This window comes from Ornithinimicrobium sp. (assembly GCF_035267225.1).
Taxonomy (GTDB): Bacteria; Actinomycetota; Actinomycetes; order Actinomycetales; family Dermatophilaceae; genus Ornithinicoccus.
In genome coordinates, this window is sequence record NZ_DATFMA010000046.1 from 1 (window position 1) to 17,614 (window position 17,614).

15 protein-coding genes are annotated in these 17,614 nt (G+C 72.0%); 8 read left to right on the plus strand and 7 right to left on the minus strand.

The window, feature by feature from the left end; translation table 11 throughout:
• Window positions 1–112: 112 nt before the first annotated feature.
• The 3 genes from VJ976_RS03005 to VJ976_RS03015 form a co-directional block, all read right to left on the minus strand.
• Window positions 113–1,108, minus strand: a complete 996-nt coding sequence (locus VJ976_RS03005) for a transglycosylase family protein (protein ID WP_324098625.1) — start codon at window positions 1,106–1,108, stop codon at window positions 113–115.
• A 217-nt stretch (window positions 1,109–1,325) separates the two neighbouring features.
• Window positions 1,326–2,456 (minus strand): transglycosylase family protein, encoded by a 1,131-nt coding sequence (locus VJ976_RS03010; protein WP_324098626.1) that lies wholly within the window; start codon window positions 2,454–2,456, stop codon window positions 1,326–1,328.
• Window positions 2,457–2,537: 81 nt separating this feature from the next.
• Window positions 2,538–4,658 (minus strand): serine/threonine-protein kinase, encoded by a 2,121-nt coding sequence (locus VJ976_RS03015; RefSeq protein ID WP_324098627.1) that lies wholly within the window; start codon window positions 4,656–4,658, stop codon window positions 2,538–2,540.
• Between the two features lie 112 nt (window positions 4,659–4,770).
• Here VJ976_RS03015 and VJ976_RS03020 point away from each other — a divergent pair, with 112 nt between their 5' ends.
• The 8 genes from VJ976_RS03020 to VJ976_RS03055 all read left to right on the plus strand — a co-directional run bounded on the left by VJ976_RS03020 (window position 4,771) and on the right by VJ976_RS03055 (window position 13,460).
• Window positions 4,771–6,219, plus strand: coding sequence for a trehalose-6-phosphate synthase (locus VJ976_RS03020; protein ID WP_324098628.1), 1,449 nt, complete (start codon window positions 4,771–4,773; stop codon window positions 6,217–6,219).
• Between the two features lie 93 nt (window positions 6,220–6,312).
• Window positions 6,313–7,068 (plus strand): trehalose-phosphatase, encoded by a 756-nt coding sequence (gene otsB, locus VJ976_RS03025; RefSeq protein ID WP_324098629.1) that lies wholly within the window; start codon window positions 6,313–6,315, stop codon window positions 7,066–7,068.
• 241 nt (window positions 7,069–7,309) lie between these two features.
• On the plus strand, window positions 7,310–8,389 hold the full coding sequence (locus VJ976_RS03030; protein ID WP_324098630.1) for a sn-glycerol-3-phosphate ABC transporter ATP-binding protein UgpC: 1,080 nt from the start codon (window positions 7,310–7,312) through the stop codon (window positions 8,387–8,389).
• Window positions 8,390–8,552: 163 nt separating this feature from the next.
• Complete coding sequence (locus tag VJ976_RS03035; RefSeq protein ID WP_324098631.1) at window positions 8,553–9,701, plus strand: sensor histidine kinase; 1,149 nt, start codon at window positions 8,553–8,555, stop codon at window positions 9,699–9,701.
• Window positions 9,698–10,363 carry a response regulator transcription factor gene (locus VJ976_RS03040; protein ID WP_324098632.1) on the plus strand — a complete coding sequence of 222 codons (666 nt, stop codon included), beginning with the start codon at window positions 9,698–9,700 and terminating at the stop codon, window positions 10,361–10,363. The genes VJ976_RS03035 and VJ976_RS03040 overlap by 4 nt, the downstream gene beginning before the upstream one ends.
• 87 nt (window positions 10,364–10,450) lie before the next feature.
• Window positions 10,451–11,440 (plus strand): ABC transporter ATP-binding protein, encoded by a 990-nt coding sequence (locus tag VJ976_RS03045; protein WP_324098633.1) that lies wholly within the window; start codon window positions 10,451–10,453, stop codon window positions 11,438–11,440.
• A complete protein-coding gene (locus VJ976_RS03050) occupies window positions 11,437–12,186 on the plus strand; it encodes an ABC transporter permease (RefSeq protein WP_324098634.1) in 750 nt (249 codons plus the stop codon). Before VJ976_RS03045 ends, VJ976_RS03050 begins: the two co-directional genes overlap by 4 nt.
• Window positions 12,187–12,218: 32 nt before the next feature.
• Complete coding sequence (locus VJ976_RS03055; protein WP_324098635.1) at window positions 12,219–13,460, plus strand: DUF4032 domain-containing protein; 1,242 nt, start codon at window positions 12,219–12,221, stop codon at window positions 13,458–13,460.
• 62 nt (window positions 13,461–13,522) lie between these two features.
• Here VJ976_RS03055 and VJ976_RS03060 read toward each other — a convergent pair whose 3' ends face one another.
• The 4 genes from VJ976_RS03060 to VJ976_RS03075 form a co-directional block, all read right to left on the minus strand.
• Complete coding sequence (locus VJ976_RS03060) at window positions 13,523–14,362, minus strand: glutaminyl-peptide cyclotransferase (protein ID WP_324098636.1); 840 nt, start codon at window positions 14,360–14,362, stop codon at window positions 13,523–13,525.
• Between the two features lie 62 nt (window positions 14,363–14,424).
• On the minus strand, window positions 14,425–15,369 hold the full coding sequence (rlmB, locus tag VJ976_RS03065) for a 23S rRNA (guanosine(2251)-2'-O)-methyltransferase RlmB (RefSeq protein ID WP_324098637.1): 945 nt from the start codon (window positions 15,367–15,369) through the stop codon (window positions 14,425–14,427).
• A 21-nt stretch (window positions 15,370–15,390) separates the two neighbouring features.
• Window positions 15,391–16,824, minus strand: a complete 1,434-nt coding sequence (cysS, locus tag VJ976_RS03070; RefSeq protein WP_324098638.1) for a cysteine--tRNA ligase — start codon at window positions 16,822–16,824, stop codon at window positions 15,391–15,393.
• Window positions 16,825–16,871: 47 nt separating this feature from the next.
• Window positions 16,872–17,492, minus strand: a complete 621-nt coding sequence (locus VJ976_RS03075; RefSeq protein WP_324098639.1) for an MBL fold metallo-hydrolase — start codon at window positions 17,490–17,492, stop codon at window positions 16,872–16,874.
• Window positions 17,493–17,614: the final 122 nt, after the last annotated feature.

The window sequence follows — 17,614 nt, forward strand, 5'->3', positions numbered from 1 at the left end:
CCGGACGCGCGAAGCACCCGGCATCGCCGATCCTACCGACCGGCGGCACGAGCAGAGCCCGCGTCGACACACAGGGCGTCGACGCGGGCTCTGGGTCCCAGAGTGGAGAAGCTCAGCCGTTGCCGAGGACGGTCTTGCCGATGTAGCGGCCTTCGCCGATCTTCAGCCAGCCGTTGTGCCAGGTGCCGGAGACGTGCTTGCCGTTCGGCTCCTTGTCGATGATCGGGCTGTCGTAGCTCGGGCCGGAGCGCACGTAGGCGTTGATGTCGGCCGTGACGACCTGGGTGGCGTGGCCACCGCTGGTCGAGCCGCCGGAGTGGCTGCTGGAGCCGCCACCGACCGGGCTGCTGGAGACCATCGTCTTGCCGACGTACTGGCCGTGGCCGATCTTCAGCCAGCCGTACTCCCACGTGCCGCTGACCTGGGTGCCACGGGCGACCTTGGAGACCACCGCGTTGTCATAGCTCGGGCCGGAGCGGACGTAGGCCGCGATGTCCGCGGAGATGTAGCCGCTGCCGGAGCCGCTCGCGTACTTCGACGTGGGGGCCGGAGCCGAGGACGGGGCCGAGGAGGACGAGCCACTGGAGCTCGAGGTGGAGCCGCTCGAGGACGACCCGCTGGAGCTGGAGGTGCTCGACGACGAGCTGCTGCTCGAGGAGGAGCTGCTCGAGGACGAGGAGCTCGACGAGCTGCTCGAGCCCGACACGGGAGCAGAGGTGGCGCCACCGTTGCTGCTGGTCAGCCCGGCCTTCACCGAACAGGTCGGCCAGGCTCCGGGGCCCTGGCCCGCAAGGGTGCGCTGGGCCACAGCGATCTGCTCGGACTTGCTGGCGAGGTCAGCGCGGGGGGCGTAGGCCGTACCGCCGTAGCCCTCCCAGGTGGACTGGGTGAACTGCAGGCCGCCGTAGAAGCTGTTGCCGGTGTTGATGTTCCAGTCGCCACCGGACTCGCAGGCGGCGACCTCGTCCCAGACGCTCTGCGCCTGAGCAGCCGGCGCGCTCATGGCGAACGCGCCCAGGGTCATCGCCCCTGCCGCTGCCACGGTGCCGGGGACACGGAGACGGCGCGAGGGCTTACGGTGCGCACGGTGCTTCGGGGTATAGGTCATCAGACGGGAGTTCCTTCCAACGGGACAAAGGTCACGGAGTGATAACGGGATCACGGATTCATAACGGTACGCGACATGGCGCACATGTCAAACATCACCCCCCACAGACACGCAAAAGCCCTCTCCCCCAGCACGTTTGGGGGAGAGGGCCTGCGGCGGGGCCGTCAGGTCGCCGTGATCGCTTTACCTTGCCGTGACACGCTCTGTGACCAGGGCGTCACACGCGCCGTGTCGAGAGCACCGACGACCCGATGTACTTGCGGGTTCCGATCTTCAACCAGCCGTTGACCATCCGGCCGCGCACGCGGGTCCCGCGCCGCTCCTTGTCCACGGTCCGGTACTTCGCGCCGGGGCCGGAACGCACATTCGCGCTATACCGAGCCGAGACGTAGCGCGTCACCGTGGACGAGCGACTTGACGACTTCGTGGACTTCGAGGGCCTGGTGGAGGTGCTTCGTGAGACCGGCCGGGTGGAGAGCACCGCCGGCCCGATCCAGCGGTAGCTGGAGGTCCGCAGCCAACCGTTGCGCAGGGTCCCGCTGACCCGGGTGCCACGGCGCTGCGAGCCCACCACCCGGTAGCGCGAGCTCGGGCCGGTGCGCACACTGGCTGAGGAACGGGCGCTGATGTAGCGGGTCACCTTCCGCGAGCTGGAGCGCGACTTGGGCGTCGTCGTTCGCTTGCTCGTGCTGGCCCGCTGCACCGGCGAGGACGACAGCATGTACGAGCTCACGTACCGACCGCTGGAGACCCGCAGCCACCCGTTGCTCAGCCGGCCGCGCAGCCGGTCACCCCGGTCGAGCGTCCCGACCAACCGGTACCGGGTCCCCGGGCCGGATCGGACGTTGGCCGTCTTGCGCGCCGACACGTACCTGGTGACGGTGCGCCCTGTGCTGCGGCTCGGGCTGCTGGCGCTTGAACGGCTGCTCGACGCCGTCGCGTTCGCGTTGGCCCGGCCGCTCTTGCGCGTCAGACCCGCCTTCTTCGAGCACACCGGCCAGGCCCCCGGGCCCTGACGTGCGAGCACCCGGCGCGCGATGGCGATCTGCTGCGCCTTGGTGGCCCGGTGCGCGTACGAGGCGTACGTGCGGCCCCCGAAACCGGCCCACGTCCGGGGGTGGAACTGCAGCCCCCCGTAGAAGCCGTTGCCGTTGTTGATGCTCCACCGGCCGCTGGACTCGCACGCGGCGACCCGGTCCCACACGCTCCCGGCCTGCGCGGCCGGGGCCGAGACCCCGAAGAGGCCGATCGCGATCGCCGACGCCGCCAGCATGGTGACGAGGCGCTGCAGCAGGCCGGCGCGGGCATCGGGTCGGCGGGCAGCACAACGTCCCAGCATTCTGCTCATACGGGGTCCTCCAGAAGGGGCGGCTTTAGATCACGAATCGGTCACGCTACGGAGCGACACGCCGCGGACCAACGAAAATGATCAAAAACTGGACAACCGCTGACCAAGAATTTGCGTCTGGAGGCGATCAAGAAGGGGAGCCTGACCCGTCGGGCTCGGCCACCACGACACCGCCTGGGGGTCCAGCAGCGCCCACGCCCCCAGCGTGAGCGACCCCACCAACAAGAACGTGACCACCAGCTGGGTCGCCGGCCCCGACGGCACCACCGCCCGCAGCAACGTGCGGGTCCCCCGGCGCAGCGACACGCTGCCCGGGCCCCACCACCCGACGACGGCCCCCAGCGCCGACCCCACCGCGATGGGCAGCGGGTCGTCGACCTCGGCCACGACCAGCCCCCCCTCGGTCAGCCCGAACGAGGTGGCGAACGCCGCCGTGACCGCGAACCCCAGCGGCAGCACCAGCCACAGCAGCGTGGTCAGCACCGCCGGGATGAGGCGCCACGGCGCGGCCAGCAGCGTCATCGGGATGTCACTGCCCCGCGGCCCCGCGGTGTGCCGGCGCATCACCAGCCCCGTCATCGACCGGTCCACCCACCGGGTCAGCACCGACCAGATCGCGAGCAGCCCCCACGCCAGCAGCGGGGCGACGGTGCACAGCGCCACGAAGACGGCCAGCAGGGTGAGGATCGTCCCGGTCCGCGGCGGGCGCCCGATCCGGGGGTCTCCCCCCGCCCGCGGGTAGGCCGCACCGGCCGGCGGTCGGCCCCCCGGATGCGGCTGCCCTCCCCCGTACGGCTGGCCCGGTGGGTACCCCTGCCCGGCCCCGGGGTGAGGCCGTCGCTCCCACGGTGGCTGCGGCGGACGGGCTCCGGGGTGGGGCCCGGGCTGCCCGTGCTGGTTCTGCGGTGGGGGCGGCGGGTAGCGACCAGGCTGCTGGGCGGGTGCGGGGCCACGGTCACGGGGCCCGGCCCCCTGGTAGCGCTGGGAGGGATAGCGCTCGGTATGCGGGTAGGGCTGCGGGTCCCGGTAGGCCGGGGACCCGCTCGGCGGTGTCGGGGGTGTGTGAGGTGGTGCACCGGTCGGAACCGCGCGCGTCTGCGGGATGGGCTGGGCCCGGGTCGGGTCGACCACCGGAGTCATCTGGGTGGAGTCGTCCCCCGCGGTGACCGGATGCTCGCGGGTCGGCGCGCCGGCCGGGTCCTCCTCGCCGGTTCCACCGGCCCCGCCGGGCTGCCCGGCCTGGCCGTGCTGACCGGGTTCGCCCTGCTCAGCCGGTTCACCGGCCTCACGGTGCCGACCACCGGCTGCGGCCGCGCCTGCGCCCGCAACCCACCCCGCCGCGCTCAGCGAGCGCGGTGACATCGCCTCGGTCACCGGGCGGCGCTGCGCGTAGGCCTTCATGGCCGCCATGACCTCCTCGGAGCCCGGCCGGTGGCTCGGGTCGGGATCGAGGGCCGCCAGCAGCAGCGGGCGCAGCTGCTCGTCCACCTTGTCGAGCTGGGTGCGCCCCCGCACCACCCGGTCCAGCACCACGCTCATCGGCCCGGTGCCGAACGGTGGGTGCCCGCTGGCCGCGAAGGCCAGCGTGGCCGCCCACCCCCACCAGTCGGTGGCTCGGGTCACCGAGCCGCCCTCCACCACCTCCGGCGACAGGTACCCAGGAGTGCCCATCACCATGCCGGTCACGGTCAGCCGCGAGTCATCGGCCACCTGGGCGATCCCGAAGTCGATCACCACCGGGTCGTCGCCCACCATGAGCACGTTGCCCGGCTTGAGGTCGCGGTGGACGATGCCGACCTCGTGGATGGCCCCCAACGCGTCCGACAGACCCTCACCCAGCCGCACCAGCGCCTCCGGCGGCAACGCCCCCTGGACCGCCACCACCGCGTCCAGCGGCGCCCCGGGCACGAACTCGGTCACGATGTAGGGCGCCGGCCCGTCCACGTCGGCGTCCAGCACGGCGGCCACGCGCGGGTGGTGCACGCGCGCGAGGGTGTCGACCTCGCGACGCAGCCGGGCCCGGGCGTTCTCGTCGTGGGCGATGTGCGGGCGCAGCACCTTCACCGACACCTCGCGGCCCTCGCGGTCCTGCGAGCGCCACACCACGCCCATGCCGCCTTCCCCCAGCCGGGGTCCCAGCTCGTAGGACCCGACGCGGCGTGGCCCGTCGCCGCCGGAAGGGACGGAGAGTTCCTCGGTCACGTGACCCACGTTATGCGCTCGCCCTCCTCATCTCAGACTCGCTGGAGGTCGCCGACCCGCGCGAACCCCCACCATCACCTAGTGTCTATGCATAGACGAAAGGGAGCACGCGATGGTTTCGCCTGGGGAGCGCGCCGACTTCGTCGTCGTGGCCAACCGCTTGCCGGTCGACCGCGTCGTGCACGACGACGGGACGGACGAATGGCGCACCAGTCCAGGGGGGTTGGTCACGGCCATGGAACCGGTGATGCGCGACCGGCGGGGAGCCTGGGTGGGCTGGCCCGGCGAAGCCGGAGTCAGCCTCGAGCCCTTCACCACGGCCTGCGGGTTGCACCTGTTCCCGGTGACCCTGGACGCCCGCGACATCCGGGACTACTACGAGGGGTTCAGCAACGGGACCCTGTGGCCGATCTACCACGACGTCATCAGCGAGCCGGCGTTCCACCGCAGCTGGTGGGCGGCCTACCGGACCGTGAACGAACGGTTCGCACAGGCCACCGCCGACGTCGCCGCCGACGGGGCCACGGTGTGGGTGCAGGACTACCAGCTGCAGCTGGTGCCCGCGCTGCTGCGTGAGCTGCGACCCGACCTGCGCATCGGCTGGTTCAACCACATCCCCTTCCCGCCGGTCGAGCTGTTCGCCCAGCTGCCCTGGCGCACCGCCGTGCTGCGGGGCCTGCTCGGCGCGGACTTCGTGGGATTCCAGCGCAGCGCGGACGCGCGCAACTTCCTGCGCGCCTGCCGCATGGTGCTGGGGGCCAGCTCACGCGGTTCCGTCGTCACCTGGCAGGGCTCCCAGGACGGCTTGCTGGGCCATGCGCCCCGCACCGTGCGTGCCGCCCCCATCCCGATCTCGATCGACTTCTCGGCGCTGGAGTCCTTGGCCATGTCCGCCGAGGTCACCGAGCGCGCCGAGGCCATCCGCGCCTCCCTGGGCAACCCGCGCACGGTCCTGCTCGGCGTGGACCGGCTCGACTACACCAAAGGCATCCGGCACCGCCTGCGCGCCGTCTCCGAGCTGCTCGCCGACGGTGCCATCGACCCCCGCGAAGTCGCCGTGGTGCAGGTCGCCAGCCCCAGCCGCGAGCGGGTCGAGGCCTACCGCCGGCTGCGCTCCCAGGTCGAGGCCATGGTGGGCCGGATCAACGGGGAGTACTCCGACATCGGGCAGACCCCGGTGTACTACCTGCACCAGGCCTACCCCCGCGAGGAGATGGCGGCGATGTACCAGGCCGCCGACGTCATGCTCGTGACCCCACTGCGCGACGGGATGAACCTGGTCTGCAAGGAGTACGTCACCTGCCGGCACGACCTGGGCGGCGCCCTGGTGCTCAGCGAGTTCGCCGGTGCCTCCCAGGAGCTGACGTCGGCCTACGGGTGCAACCCGCACGACATCGTCGGGCTCAAGCGCAGCATCCTGACCGCGCTGCACGACGAGCCCAGCGCCCGCCGGCGTCGGATGCGGGCGATGCGTCGCCGCGTGCGCACGCACGACGTCTACGCCTGGGCCGACAGCTACCTGCAGGCGCTCGCGGTGGCACCAGAACAGCCCGAACCCTAGATAGGGTCGGCATGGCCCTGCCGGGCGAGCCCTGACGCACCGGCGCACGCACCGGCGCACGGGCCGGCGCCAGGCAGACACAGGAGGTCATCGATGGACTCGACCTTGCGCGGTGCGCTCCGCGACCTCCCGCCGACCGAGCCGCTGCTGGTCGGCGTCGACTTCGACGGCACGCTCGCGCCGCTGGCCGACGAGCCCATGGCCGTCGAGCCCGTCGCCGGAGGCATCGGCGTGCTCTACGAGCTGGCCGCACTGGAGGCCACCACGGTGGCCCTGGTCTCCGGACGGGCGCTGCAGCCGCTGCGCGAGCTGAGCGGGGCCGACGAGCCCATCGTGCTCATCGGCAGCCACGGCGCGGAGTCCTCGCACCGCAGCCAGCTCGCCCTCGACGAGGGCCAGCAGCTGCGTTTCGACCGTCTCGCCGAAGGGCTCGAGGCGGTGCTCGAGGAGCACCCCCGGGCACGGGTGGAGCGCAAGCCGGCCGCTCTGGTGCTGCATACCCGCGGCCTGCCCGACGCCGCCGCGAGGGCGGCCAGAGAAGCCGCCACCAGCATGGCGCTCGACGTTCCCGAGGTGGCCGTCACCGAGGGCAAGGACGTGGTGGAGATGGCCGTGACGCCGGCCGACAAGGGCTCAGCCCTGCTCGAGCTCGCCGACGCGGTCCACGCCACCCGGATCGTCTACGCCGGCGACGACGTCACCGACGAGCACGCCTTCGCGACGTTGCCCGAGCCGCACGTCAGCGTGAAGGTCGGCTCCGGGACGACCTCAGCGCGGTTCCGCGTGGACGACGAGCGTGCGGTCGTGGACATGCTGCGGCTGCTGTACGGGGCTCGCTCCGGCTCCTGAGGGCCCGGCCGCCGGCTCCTGAGGGCCAGGCCGCTGCCGGGTGAACCCTCTGCGCCGCATGAGGAGACCTGGCGCCGACGATGGGATGTCGGTACTGTGACCAGGAGTCTTGGCAACGTCGCCAGACTGCTCATGACCTCTCGGCGACGCCGCCTCGACGACTCCGTCCGGACCCCACCGGCGGAGCGCCCTTTACAACGGACCGTCCGGCACGTTCCTGCCGGTGAAGGAGAGACGGCTCATGGCCACAGTGACCCTCGACAAGATCGTCCGCATCTTCCCCGGGGCCGACAACCCTGCGGTGACGGACCTGTCCATCGACATCGAAGACGGCGAGTTCCTCGTCCTCGTCGGCCCCTCCGGCTGTGGCAAGTCCACCAGCCTGCGCATGCTCGCCGGCCTGGAGGAGGTCAACCGCGGGCGCATCCTGATCGGTGACAAGGACGTCACCACGCTGCCGCCGAAGGACCGCGACGTGGCGATGGTGTTCCAGAACTACGCGCTCTACCCGCACATGAGCGTCGCGGACAACATGGGCTTCGCTCTGAAGATCGCCGGCACCGACAAGTCCGAGATCCGCGAGCGGGTGGAGGAGGCCGCGAAGATCCTGGACCTCACCGAGTTCCTCGACCGCAAGCCCAAGGCGCTGTCCGGTGGGCAGCGCCAGCGCGTCGCCATGGGCCGGGCCATCGTGCGTTCCCCCCAGGTCTTCCTCATGGACGAGCCGCTGTCCAACCTCGACGCCAAGCTGCGCGTGCAGACGCGCACCCAGATCGCCTCGCTGCAGCGCCGCCTCGGTGTCACCACCGTCTACGTCACGCACGACCAGGTCGAGGCCATGACCATGGGCGACCGGGTGGCCGTGCTCAAGGACGGTCTGCTGCAGCAGTGCGACCCGCCGCGGCGGATGTACGACCACCCGAACAACGTGTTCGTCGCCGGCTTCATCGGCTCCCCCGCGATGAACCTCACCACGCTGAAGGTCACCGACGGTGGCCTGCAGTTCGGTGAGTCGGTCTTCCCCGTCGAGCGCGACGTGCTCTCCAAGGCCGGTGACGAGGTGATCCTCGGCGTGCGCCCCGAGGACCTCGACGTCGACGACTCCGGCCGCGGCATCACCGTCGAGGTCGACCTGGTCGAGGAGCTGGGGGCCGACGCCTACGTCTACGGCGAGCTGCCCGGCTCCGCCGCGACGGACAAGCCGTTCATCGCCCGCGTGGACGGCCGCACCCCGCCGAAGAAGGGCGAGCAGGTCCACTTCATCGCCAAGCAGGACCACGTGCACCTCTTCGACCCCGAGAGCGGGGAGCGCATCAACTAGGAGGCATCGACACACCCACCATGGATGCCGTCCGCTCCCCCATCCCGGGGAGCGGACGGCATCGCGCTGTCGTCCTCGGCGCGGCGCACTCCACCCGTGGGGGGAGAGCCTGGCGTCTGTGGGGGGAAGGCCTGATACCGCTGCGGGTCGTAGCCTCGGGAGTATGCACCTACGGCAATGGTTGGCCGAGGACCTTCACCGTCCCGACCGCCGGATCGAGATCGGGCAGTGGCCGTTTCTCGCCGGCTCGAGCGCCGTCATCATCGTGGTGGGCCAGCTGACCGAGCCCGGACCGTGGCCGGCCCTCCTGGGGTTGGTCCTGGCCGGTGCCGCGCTGACGTCCCTGGCCCTGACCGCAGTGCCGACTCTACCCACGGCCTTCCTCGTCATGGTCCTGGTCGGCCTCGCCGTCGGCAGCAGCGGACGTCTGGAGGCGGCGTTCCTCCTGGTCAACCTGCTCACGGTGTACGTCGCCTGGCACACGGGCTCCCTGCTGCGCTCGTGTGCGGTGGCCGCCGCCGCGATCGTGGTCATCGCCGGGGTATGGCTCGCCAACCCGGAGTCGCTCGGGTGGGCGCCCTGGGTGGCGGCCGAGGTGTTCACGCTTGCGCTGGGCCGAGTGCTGTTCGCCCAGCACGAGGCCATCGTCGCCCTACGGCAGGCACGCGAGGAGCTCGCCCAACGCGCCGTTGCGGACGAGCGGCGGCGCATCGCGCGTGAGCTGCACGACCTCGCCGGGCACACCCTGGCCGCCATGATGCTGCACGTCACCGGGGCCCGGCACGTCCTGCGACGCGACATCGACGAAGCGGACGACGCCCTACGACAAGCCGAGGCGGTGGGCCGCTCCGGCCTGGCGCAGGTGCGCACGACAGTGGCCTCGCTGCGCACCACCGAGCAGGGCACGGACCCCCCGGTGCCCACCGCCCTCGACCTGGAGAGCGTCGTCGGTGACTATGCGCGCGCGGGAGTCCGCGTGGAGGCTCACATCGACCCCGCGGCGCGACGGCTCGAGGGCCCGCTCGGTCTGGCCCTGACCCGCATCTGCGCCGAGTCGCTGGCCAACGTCTCCCGGCACGCGGTCGAGAACTCGGTGCGACTCGACGTCGTCACCGACCACGAGCAGGTCCGAGTCCGCGTGCGCGACCACGGCCACGCGCCCCCACCGGCCAACACCACGGGCTACGGGGTGATCGGGATGGTCGAGCGTGCACGCTCGGTCGGCGGGACACTGACCGCCGGGCCCACGCAGGACGGGTGGCTCGTGGACGCGCGGCTGCCGCTGTCCCCCGTGCCGGTGCCGCCGTCATGATCCGTGCCCTGGTCGTGGACGACCAGCCCGTGGTCCGAGCGGGGGTGCGCCGCATCCTCGGGCCGGAGGACGGGTTCACCGTGGTCGGCGAGTGCTCCGACGGCGACGAGGTGGAGGCGGCTGTCGACGCACTGAAGCCCGACGTGGTGCTGATGGACCTGCGCATGCCCCGGACCGGCGGGGTCAGCGCCACTCGGGCCCTGTGTCGCCGGGGCGACCACCCGCCGGTGCTCATCCTGACCACGTTCGACGACGACGACGCTCTGTGGGGAGCGCTCGACGCCGGGGCCGCGGGGTTCGTGCTCAAGGACACGAGCGCCGCGCAGCTCATCGCCGCCACCACAGCGGTGGCCGGTGGCGGGGCGTGGCTGGACGCCCGCGTCGCGCCACGGGTGCTACAAACTGTCAGACACGGCGCACGTCACCACATCGGCGCGAGTGGCCATCTCGCCCAGCTCACCGAGCGTGAGCACGAGGTGCTGAGACGGATGGCGCGCGGTGCCACCAACCAGGAGATCGCCGCCGCGCTGTACGTGAGCGAGGCCACGGTCAAGAGCCATGTGGGCGCCGTGTTCACCAAGCTCGGTGCGCGTGACCGCGCCGCCGCCATCGTCTTCGCCTACGACCACGGCATCGTGGGTCTGCCCGACGTCGACGGTTGATCGCCCCGGGGCCTCCCCCCGGGGGTGAGCCCCGATCTGGCCCGTGGGGGGATGTGCGGCAGCGCCCGGCGAACGCACGCTGGTCCTATGAACGCCACCCAGACCGCTCCCCCGGGTGTCGAGGTCGCCACCGGCACCACCGACACCGCCATCGAGGTCACCTCGCTGGTCAAGTGCTACGACGGCCAACGCGTCGTCGACGACGTCTCCTTCTCCGTCCGCCCCGGTGAGATCTTCGGCCTCCTGGGTGCCAACGGAGCCGGCAAGACCACCACCGTCGAGTGCCTGCAGGGCCTGCGGCGGCCGGACTCCGGACGCCTGCGCGTGCTCGGCTTGGACCCCCTCACCCAACGCGCCCCGCTGCGCGCGGTGGTGGGCAGCCAGCTGCAGGAGGCCGCCCTCCCCGACCGGCTGCGCGTGGGCGAGGCCATCGCCCTGTTCGCCGCGGGCGCCGGAGGCTCGGGTGGCCGCGCACGACCGGGCCGCCGCGAGGTCGCGGCGCTGCTGCGGCCGTGGGGGCTGCACCGTCACCGGCGCTCCAGCTTCGCCGACCTCTCCGGCGGGCAACGCCAGCGGCTCTTCATCGCGCTCGCCCTCCTGCACCGTCCCCAGGTGCTGTTCCTGGACGAGCTGACCCAAGGGCTCGACCCCGCGGCACGCCGCGACGTGTGGGACGTCATCCGCGACGTCCGCGAGGCCGGGACGACCGTCGTCATGGTCAGCCACCTCGCCGACGAGGTCGAGGAGCTGTGCGACCGGGCGGCCGTGCTGCGCGAGGGTCGCGTCGTCCACACGGGCACCCCTCAGGAGCTCACTCGCCGGTTCGGCGGGCCCACACGCATCACCTTCACCCCGCCGCCCGGCCTCGACCCCGCACGGTTGCGCCACCTCCCCGGCGTGCGCACCGTCGCGCGCTGCCCGCAGGACCCCGGCGCGCTCGCCGTCGTGGGCGATGCGGCCATGACTCCGGCCGTCTGCGCGGCCACCATCACCGACGGTCGCGGGCCCAGCGACCTGCACGTCACCCATCCCCGCCTGCACCAGGCGATGCTGACCCTGATCGGAGCGACCTCATGAGAACCGCCATCCCCGCCCTGGTGACTACCGAGATCCGCCTGTTCCTCCGCGAGCCCGTCAGCCTGGTCTTCGTCGTCGCCTTCCCGGCCCTCGTCGTCCTGGTCATGGGCGGCGTGTTCGACCCGAACGACCCGACGTTCGCCGGGGTGACTCCCGCCGCGTACTACACGGCGGCGTACTTCGCCGTGGTCCTCGCCGCCCTCGGCCTCATCATGCTCCCGGCGCACCTGGCCTCCTACCACCAGGCGGGGGTGCTGCGCCGCTTCCACGCCTCGCACTTCCCGGCGTGGGCGCTGCCGGCCGCGTGGGCCGTGGTGGCCGTCCTGATGGCTCTGGTCGGTTTCGCGGTCACGCTGGCCACCGCCTTCCTGTCCTACGGGGTGCCAGCCGTGCAGCACCCCTGGGCCACCGCCGGCGCGATCGGGCTGAGCACCTTCATGTTCATCAACGTGGGGCTGTTCCTCGGGCTCGTGCTGCCGACCTCCCGCGCCGCCGACGCGGTGGGGCTGACCCTGTTCTTCCCTCTCTTCCTGCTCAGCGGCAGCGGCCCGCCGCCGGCGGCGATGCCCGAGGTCATGCGGACCATCTCCGACGCCCTCCCGATGACCCAGTCGATCCGCTCGATCCAGTCCGCCTGGCTCGGTATCGGGACGGTGGAGCCCGGCGGATGGGTGATGCTGGTGACCGTCAGCGCCCTTGCCCTCGGCGGCTGGCTGGTCATGGCGCGCCGCATCGCCGACGACTGAGGTGCCCCTGCGGCCGGGGCTAGGCTGGCCTCATGGCGCTCGACATCTCGGCGGCGCGTCCGGATCCTGCTCTGCTCGACCTGCCGTGGCAGGTGCCGCTGGAGCAGTGGCCGGCCGACCGGCTCGCGGCCCTGCCTCGGGGGATCTCGCGGCACGTGGTGCGCTTCGTCAAGATGCCTGGTGGGGTCGTGGCCGTCAAGGAGATCCAGGCAGACCTGGCGCGCCGCGAGTACGAGACGCTGCGGATGATGGGCCGGCTCGACCTGCCCGCCGTCACGCCGCTCGCCGTCATCTCCGGGCGCACGGACGCCCACGGCGAGCCGCTCGACGCCTGCCTGGTCACCCGGCACCTGAGGTTCGCCCTGCCCTACCGCGCCATCTTCAGCCAGCGGATGCAGCCGGACACGGCGCGGCGAGTGCTCGACGCGTTGGCGGTGCTGCTCGCGCGCCTGCACATCACCGGCGTGTTCTGGGGCGACGTGTCGCTGTCCAACACCCTGTTCCGCCGCGACGCGGGTGACTTCGCGGCCTACCTCGTCGACGCCGAGACCGCCTCCATCTACGAGCAGCTCAGCGACGGCCAGCGCGCGCACGACCTGCAGATCGCGCACGCGAACCTGGCCGGTGAGCTGATGGACCTCGAGGCCGGCGACCTGCTCGACAGCTCGATCGACCCGGTCGAGACGGCCAACCGCATCATGCACCGCTACGAGCTGCTGTGGCGCGAGCTGACCGCCACCGAGCGCTTCGGCAGCGGGGAGCGCTGGAAGGTGGAAGACCGCATCTCGCGGCTGAACAACCTGGGCTTCGACGTGGACGAGCTGGCCATCACCACCGACATCGACGGCACCCACCTGCAGATCCGGCCCAAGGTGGTCGACATCGGCTACCACTCCCGGCGGATGATGCAGCTCACGGGTCTGGACGTCCAGGAGAACCAGGCCCGGCGGCTGCTGAACGACCTCGACTCCTACCGGGCGGCCACCGACCGGCAGAACGACGACGAGGCGCAGGTCGCGCACGACTGGCTGTCTCGGATCTACGAGCCCGCCACCCGCAGCGTGCCCGCCGAGCTGCGCTCCAAGCTCGAACCGGCCGAGCTGTTCCACGAGCTGCTCGAGCACCGCTGGTACCTCTCCGAGCAGGCCGGCCGCGACATGACGTTGCAGGACGCCGCCGACGACTACGTCAACACGGTGCTGCCCCACAAGCCGGACGAGGCCGCGGTGCTGGGCGTGGACACCGACGAGATCCCCATCCGGGTGTCGTTCTAGCGCGGCGCCGCCCGTGTGAGAGCCCGGCGCCGCCCGCGTGGGAAAGCGGCGCCAACCGTGTCCTACCCCGTCGAGGGGACGTCGAGGCGGTACAGGTGCTTCCAGTTCTTGCCCGTGACCAGCAGCTCCCCGTTCTTGGTCCGCGCGATGCCGTTGAGCACGTCCGCGGCCTCGCTCGGGTCCTCCTCGTCGACGACCTCGCGCAGCGAGACCCGCTGCTCGACCGCTCCGTCCTCGGGGTCGACCAGCAGGATGTCGCTCCGTTGCCACACGTTCGCCCAGACCATGCCGTCGACGCACTCCAGCTCGTTGAGCTGGGTCACCGGCTGCCCGTCCTGCGTCACGACCACCTCACCGGCGGGCGCGAGGTCCGGCAGCTCGAGGGCGCGCAGGCGCGCGCTGCCGTCCGACTGCCACAGCACGTCCCGGGTCTCGTCGTGGCACAACCCCCACCCTTCGCCGTCGATGTCGTACGTCGGCCCCGGCTCCAGGGCCGGCACGCTCCACGTGTGCACCGTTCCCGACATCCACGTCAGCTGGTACGCCGTCGCCGGCTCACCCTGGTCGCCCGGCACCACGGTCACACCCTCGCCGAACTGCTCCTCCGGCAGGTCGCGGCTGCGCACGACCTCACCGGCGGGGCTCAGGATGTCGATGCCCGACTCGCCGTACTGGCCCCGGCTGTGCACCATCCGCCCGTCGTCCAGCAGCTCCAGCCCCTGGGTGAAGGTCGGCTCCCGGTCGATGGTGGCCACGATGTCGAGCGAGGCCGCCGCGCCCGGCGAGCTGGTGCCTGCCTCGCTGTCCTCCGCGGCCGTCGTCGTCTGGCGGCTGTCGTCCCCCAGACTTTCCGCGTCGCCGGAGCTGCAGGCCACGAGTGCCCCGGCCGCAGCAACTGCCATACCCACGCGTATGACCACGAGACCGCCGTGGCGCACCGGGCCGGCCGCGGCTCGCCGCCGCCTCACGCCCGGTGCTGGGCGATCGCGTACAGGCTCACGGCGGCCGCGATCCCGGCGTTCAGGGACTCGGTGGCTCCGCTCATGGGGATCGACACCACCTGGTCACAGGTCTGCCGCACCAGGCGGGACAGGCCCTTGCCCTCCGAGCCGACCACGACCACCAGGGGCCGGTCGGCGAGCTCCAGCGCCGGCAGCGACACCTCGCCGTCGGCGTCGAGGCCGATGGTGAAGTACCCCGCCGCCTGGTAGCTCTCCAGCGCCCGGGTGAGGTTGGTGGCCTGCGCGACCGGCACGCGTGCGGCCGCACCGGCCGAGGTCTTCCACGCCGTGGCCGTCATCCCGGCGGACCGGCGCGCCGGGACGACCACGCCATGGGCGCCGAAGGCTCCCGCCGAGCGGAGGATGGCCCCGAGGTTGCGCGGGTCGGTGATGCCGTCCAGGGCCACGATGAGGCCCGGGCCGGGCGCTTCGACGGCCATCAGGTCATCGGGGTGGGCGTACTCGTAGGCCGGCACCTGCAGGGCCAGGCCCTGGTGAGCCGCGTCGTCGGTCAGCCGGTCGAGCTCACCCCGTGGCGCCTCGAGCACGGCGATCTCCGCCTCGGTGGCCAGGGTGATGGACTCGCGCACCCGGTCGTCGGAGTCGATCCGGGCCCCGACGTACAGCGCCGTGGCCGGGATGTGGCTGCGCAGAGCCTCCAGCACCGCGTTGCGACCGGCGACGACCTCGGCGGCGGACTGTCCCGCGCGGGCGCGCGGACGGCCGGGCTTTCCGGAGGCCCCTGAACGGCCCTTGCGCGCCGAGGCAGGATGGTGCGGCCGGTCCTCCGCCTTCGGCGTCGGGCCCCGGCCCTGGAGCTGCTTGCGGCGCTGCCCGCCGCTGCCGACCGTGGCGCCCTTCTTGTTCGACTTGCGCACGGCGCCGCGGCGCTGGGAGTTGCCGGGCATGCGGCATACCTCGTTTCGGAGTCAGTGGTGCAGGGCCCACCGGGCACCGGCGGGCGTGTCCTCGATGGCGATACCAGCCGCGGCCAGCTCGTCGCGGATCGCGTCGGCGGAGGCGAAGTCGCGCGCCGCGCGGGCCGTGTCGCGCTGGGCCAACCGGGCGTTGACCATGGTGTCGAGCACGGCGTGCTCACGGGAGGAGGCGGGGGTCTGCGACCAGTGCTCGTCCAGCGGGTTGACCCCGAGCACCTCGGTCATCGCCACCACCGCCCGCAGCTCGTCGGCGACGCGCGAGGAGTCGCCCTCGGCCAGCGCGCGGTTGCCCTCGCGCACGTGGGCGAACACCGCGGCCAGGGCCTCGGAGACGTTGAGGTCGTCGTCGAGCGCCGCGGCGAACGCGGCCGGGAGCGCGCTCTCGCGGGCGTCCACGCAGACCTGCTGGGCCTGCGTGCCCGTCGCGGTCAGGGCGCGGGTGAGGAAGGACTCGATCCGCTCCACCGACGCCTGCGCCTCGTCCAGTGAGGTGTCGCCGTACTCGATAGTGGAGCGGTAGTGCACGGCGCCGAGGTAGTAGCGCAGCACCAGCGGCCGCACCCCCCGGGTGATCTCGGAGACGATCATCGAGTTGCCCAGCGACTTGCTCATCTTCTCGCCGCTGATGGTCAGCCACGCGTTGTGCATCCACCAGCGCGCGAAGCCCAGGCCGGCCGCCCGGGACTGGGCCTGCTCGTTCTCGTGGTGCGGGAAGCGCAGGTCGACCCCGCCGCCGTGGATGTCGAAGGTGTCGCCGAGGTACTTGCGGGCCATCGCTGAGCACTCGAGGTGCCATCCGGGGCGACCGCGGCCGTACGGAGTGGGCCAGCTGGCGCTCGCCGGTTCCTCGGCCTTGACGCCCTTCCACAGGGCGAAGTCGCGGGGGTCACGCTTGCCCCGGGGGTCGGCGTCCGTGGCGGGCTCCATGTCCGCGATGCGCTGCCGGGTCAGCTCGCCGTAGGCGGGCCAGGACTGGACGTCGAAGTACACGTCGCCGCTGCCGTCGGCGGCCGGGTAGGCGTGCCCGGCGTCGACGAGCAGCTCGACCAGCTCCACCATCTCGGTGATGTGGCCGGTGGCCCGCGGCTCGTAGGTCGCGGGCAGCACCCCGAGCACATCGAGCGCCTGCGTGGTCTCCCGCTCGTGCGCATAGCTCCACGCCCACCACGGCCGCCCGTGCTCAGCCGACCGGCGCAGGATCTTGTCGTCGATGTCGGTGACGTTGCGCACGAAGGTCACGTCATACCCGTGGCCGCGGATCATCCACCGACGCAGGATGTCGAACGCGACGGTGAACCGCAGGTGCCCGATGTGCGGCGCACCCTGCGTGGTCAGCCCGCAGATGTAGATGCCGACCTTGCCGGGCACCAGGGGCTCGAACTCCCGGACCTCGCGGGTGGCGGTGTCGTACAGACGCAGACTCACCGCACCAGGCTATCGGTGGATGCGTCGCGTCCCGGGACAGCCGGGAGTCAGGGCTTCCAGCCCTCGCGCCCCTCGGCCTCCTCGCCGATCGTCGTCGCCTCTCCGTGCCCGGTATGCACCGTGGTCTCCGGGGGCAACGACAGCAGCCGGTCGGTGATCGAGGCCACGATGGTGTCGAAGTCGCTGAACGAGCGCCCGGTCGCTCCCGGCCCACCGTTGAACAGGGTGTCGCCGGTGAACACCACGCCCAGGTCGGCCACGTAGAAGCAGCACGCTCCCGGGCTGTGCCCGGGCGTGTGCAGCACCTCGAGGGTGACTCCGGCCACCTCGATCCGCTCCCCGTCCTCCAGCTCGCCGTCCGGCGCGTGCGGATGCACCCGGTCCCACAGCATCCGGTCGTCGGGATGCAGGTAGGCCGGGGCGCCGGTGGCCCGGCATACCTCAGCGGCGGCGTCGATGTGGTCGTCGTGGGCGTGGGTGAGCAGCACCGCCTTCACCGTGCGCCCGGCGACGACGTCGAGGATGGCCTCGGCGTCGTGCGGGGCGTCGATCACCACGCACTCGGTGTCGTCGCCGAGCACCCAGACGTTGTTGTCGACCTCCCACTGACCCCCGTCGAGGCTGAAGGTGCCCGAGGTGACGGTGTGCGCGACCTGCGGCGTGCTCATGCCTGCTCCGTCCCGGAACCGGCTTCGTCCATGACCACGACCGAGCGCAGCACCTCGCCGCCGGCCATCTTCTCGAACGCGGCCTCGACATCGCCGATGCCGATCTGTTCGGTCACGAACCC

Excerpts from the sequence above, each read along its gene's own strand:
- VJ976_RS03075 (WP_324098639.1), bottom strand. The coding sequence starts at position 17,492 with ATGAGCACGCCGCAGGTCGCGCACACCGTCACCTCGGGCACCTTCAGC.
- otsB (WP_324098629.1), top strand. The coding sequence starts at position 6,313 with ATGGACTCGACCTTGCGCGGTGCGCTCCGCGACCTCCCGCCGACCGAG.
- VJ976_RS03010 (WP_324098626.1), bottom strand. The coding sequence starts at position 2,456 with ATGAGCAGAATGCTGGGACGTTGTGCTGCCCGCCGACCCGATGCCCGC.
- VJ976_RS03050 (WP_324098634.1), top strand. The coding sequence starts at position 11,437 with ATGAGAACCGCCATCCCCGCCCTGGTGACTACCGAGATCCGCCTGTTC.
- VJ976_RS03055 (WP_324098635.1), top strand. The coding sequence starts at position 12,219 with ATGGCGCTCGACATCTCGGCGGCGCGTCCGGATCCTGCTCTGCTCGAC.
- VJ976_RS03005 (WP_324098625.1), bottom strand. The coding sequence starts at position 1,108 with ATGACCTATACCCCGAAGCACCGTGCGCACCGTAAGCCCTCGCGCCGT.
- VJ976_RS03020 (WP_324098628.1), top strand. The coding sequence starts at position 4,771 with ATGGTTTCGCCTGGGGAGCGCGCCGACTTCGTCGTCGTGGCCAACCGC.
- VJ976_RS03035 (WP_324098631.1), top strand. The coding sequence starts at position 8,553 with ATGCACCTACGGCAATGGTTGGCCGAGGACCTTCACCGTCCCGACCGC.
- VJ976_RS03060 (WP_324098636.1), bottom strand. The coding sequence starts at position 14,362 with ATGGCAGTTGCTGCGGCCGGGGCACTCGTGGCCTGCAGCTCCGGCGAC.
- VJ976_RS03040 (WP_324098632.1), top strand. The coding sequence starts at position 9,698 with ATGATCCGTGCCCTGGTCGTGGACGACCAGCCCGTGGTCCGAGCGGGG.
- rlmB (WP_324098637.1), bottom strand. The coding sequence starts at position 15,369 with ATGCCCGGCAACTCCCAGCGCCGCGGCGCCGTGCGCAAGTCGAACAAG.
- VJ976_RS03045 (WP_324098633.1), top strand. The coding sequence starts at position 10,451 with ATGAACGCCACCCAGACCGCTCCCCCGGGTGTCGAGGTCGCCACCGGC.
- VJ976_RS03030 (WP_324098630.1), top strand. The coding sequence starts at position 7,310 with ATGGCCACAGTGACCCTCGACAAGATCGTCCGCATCTTCCCCGGGGCC.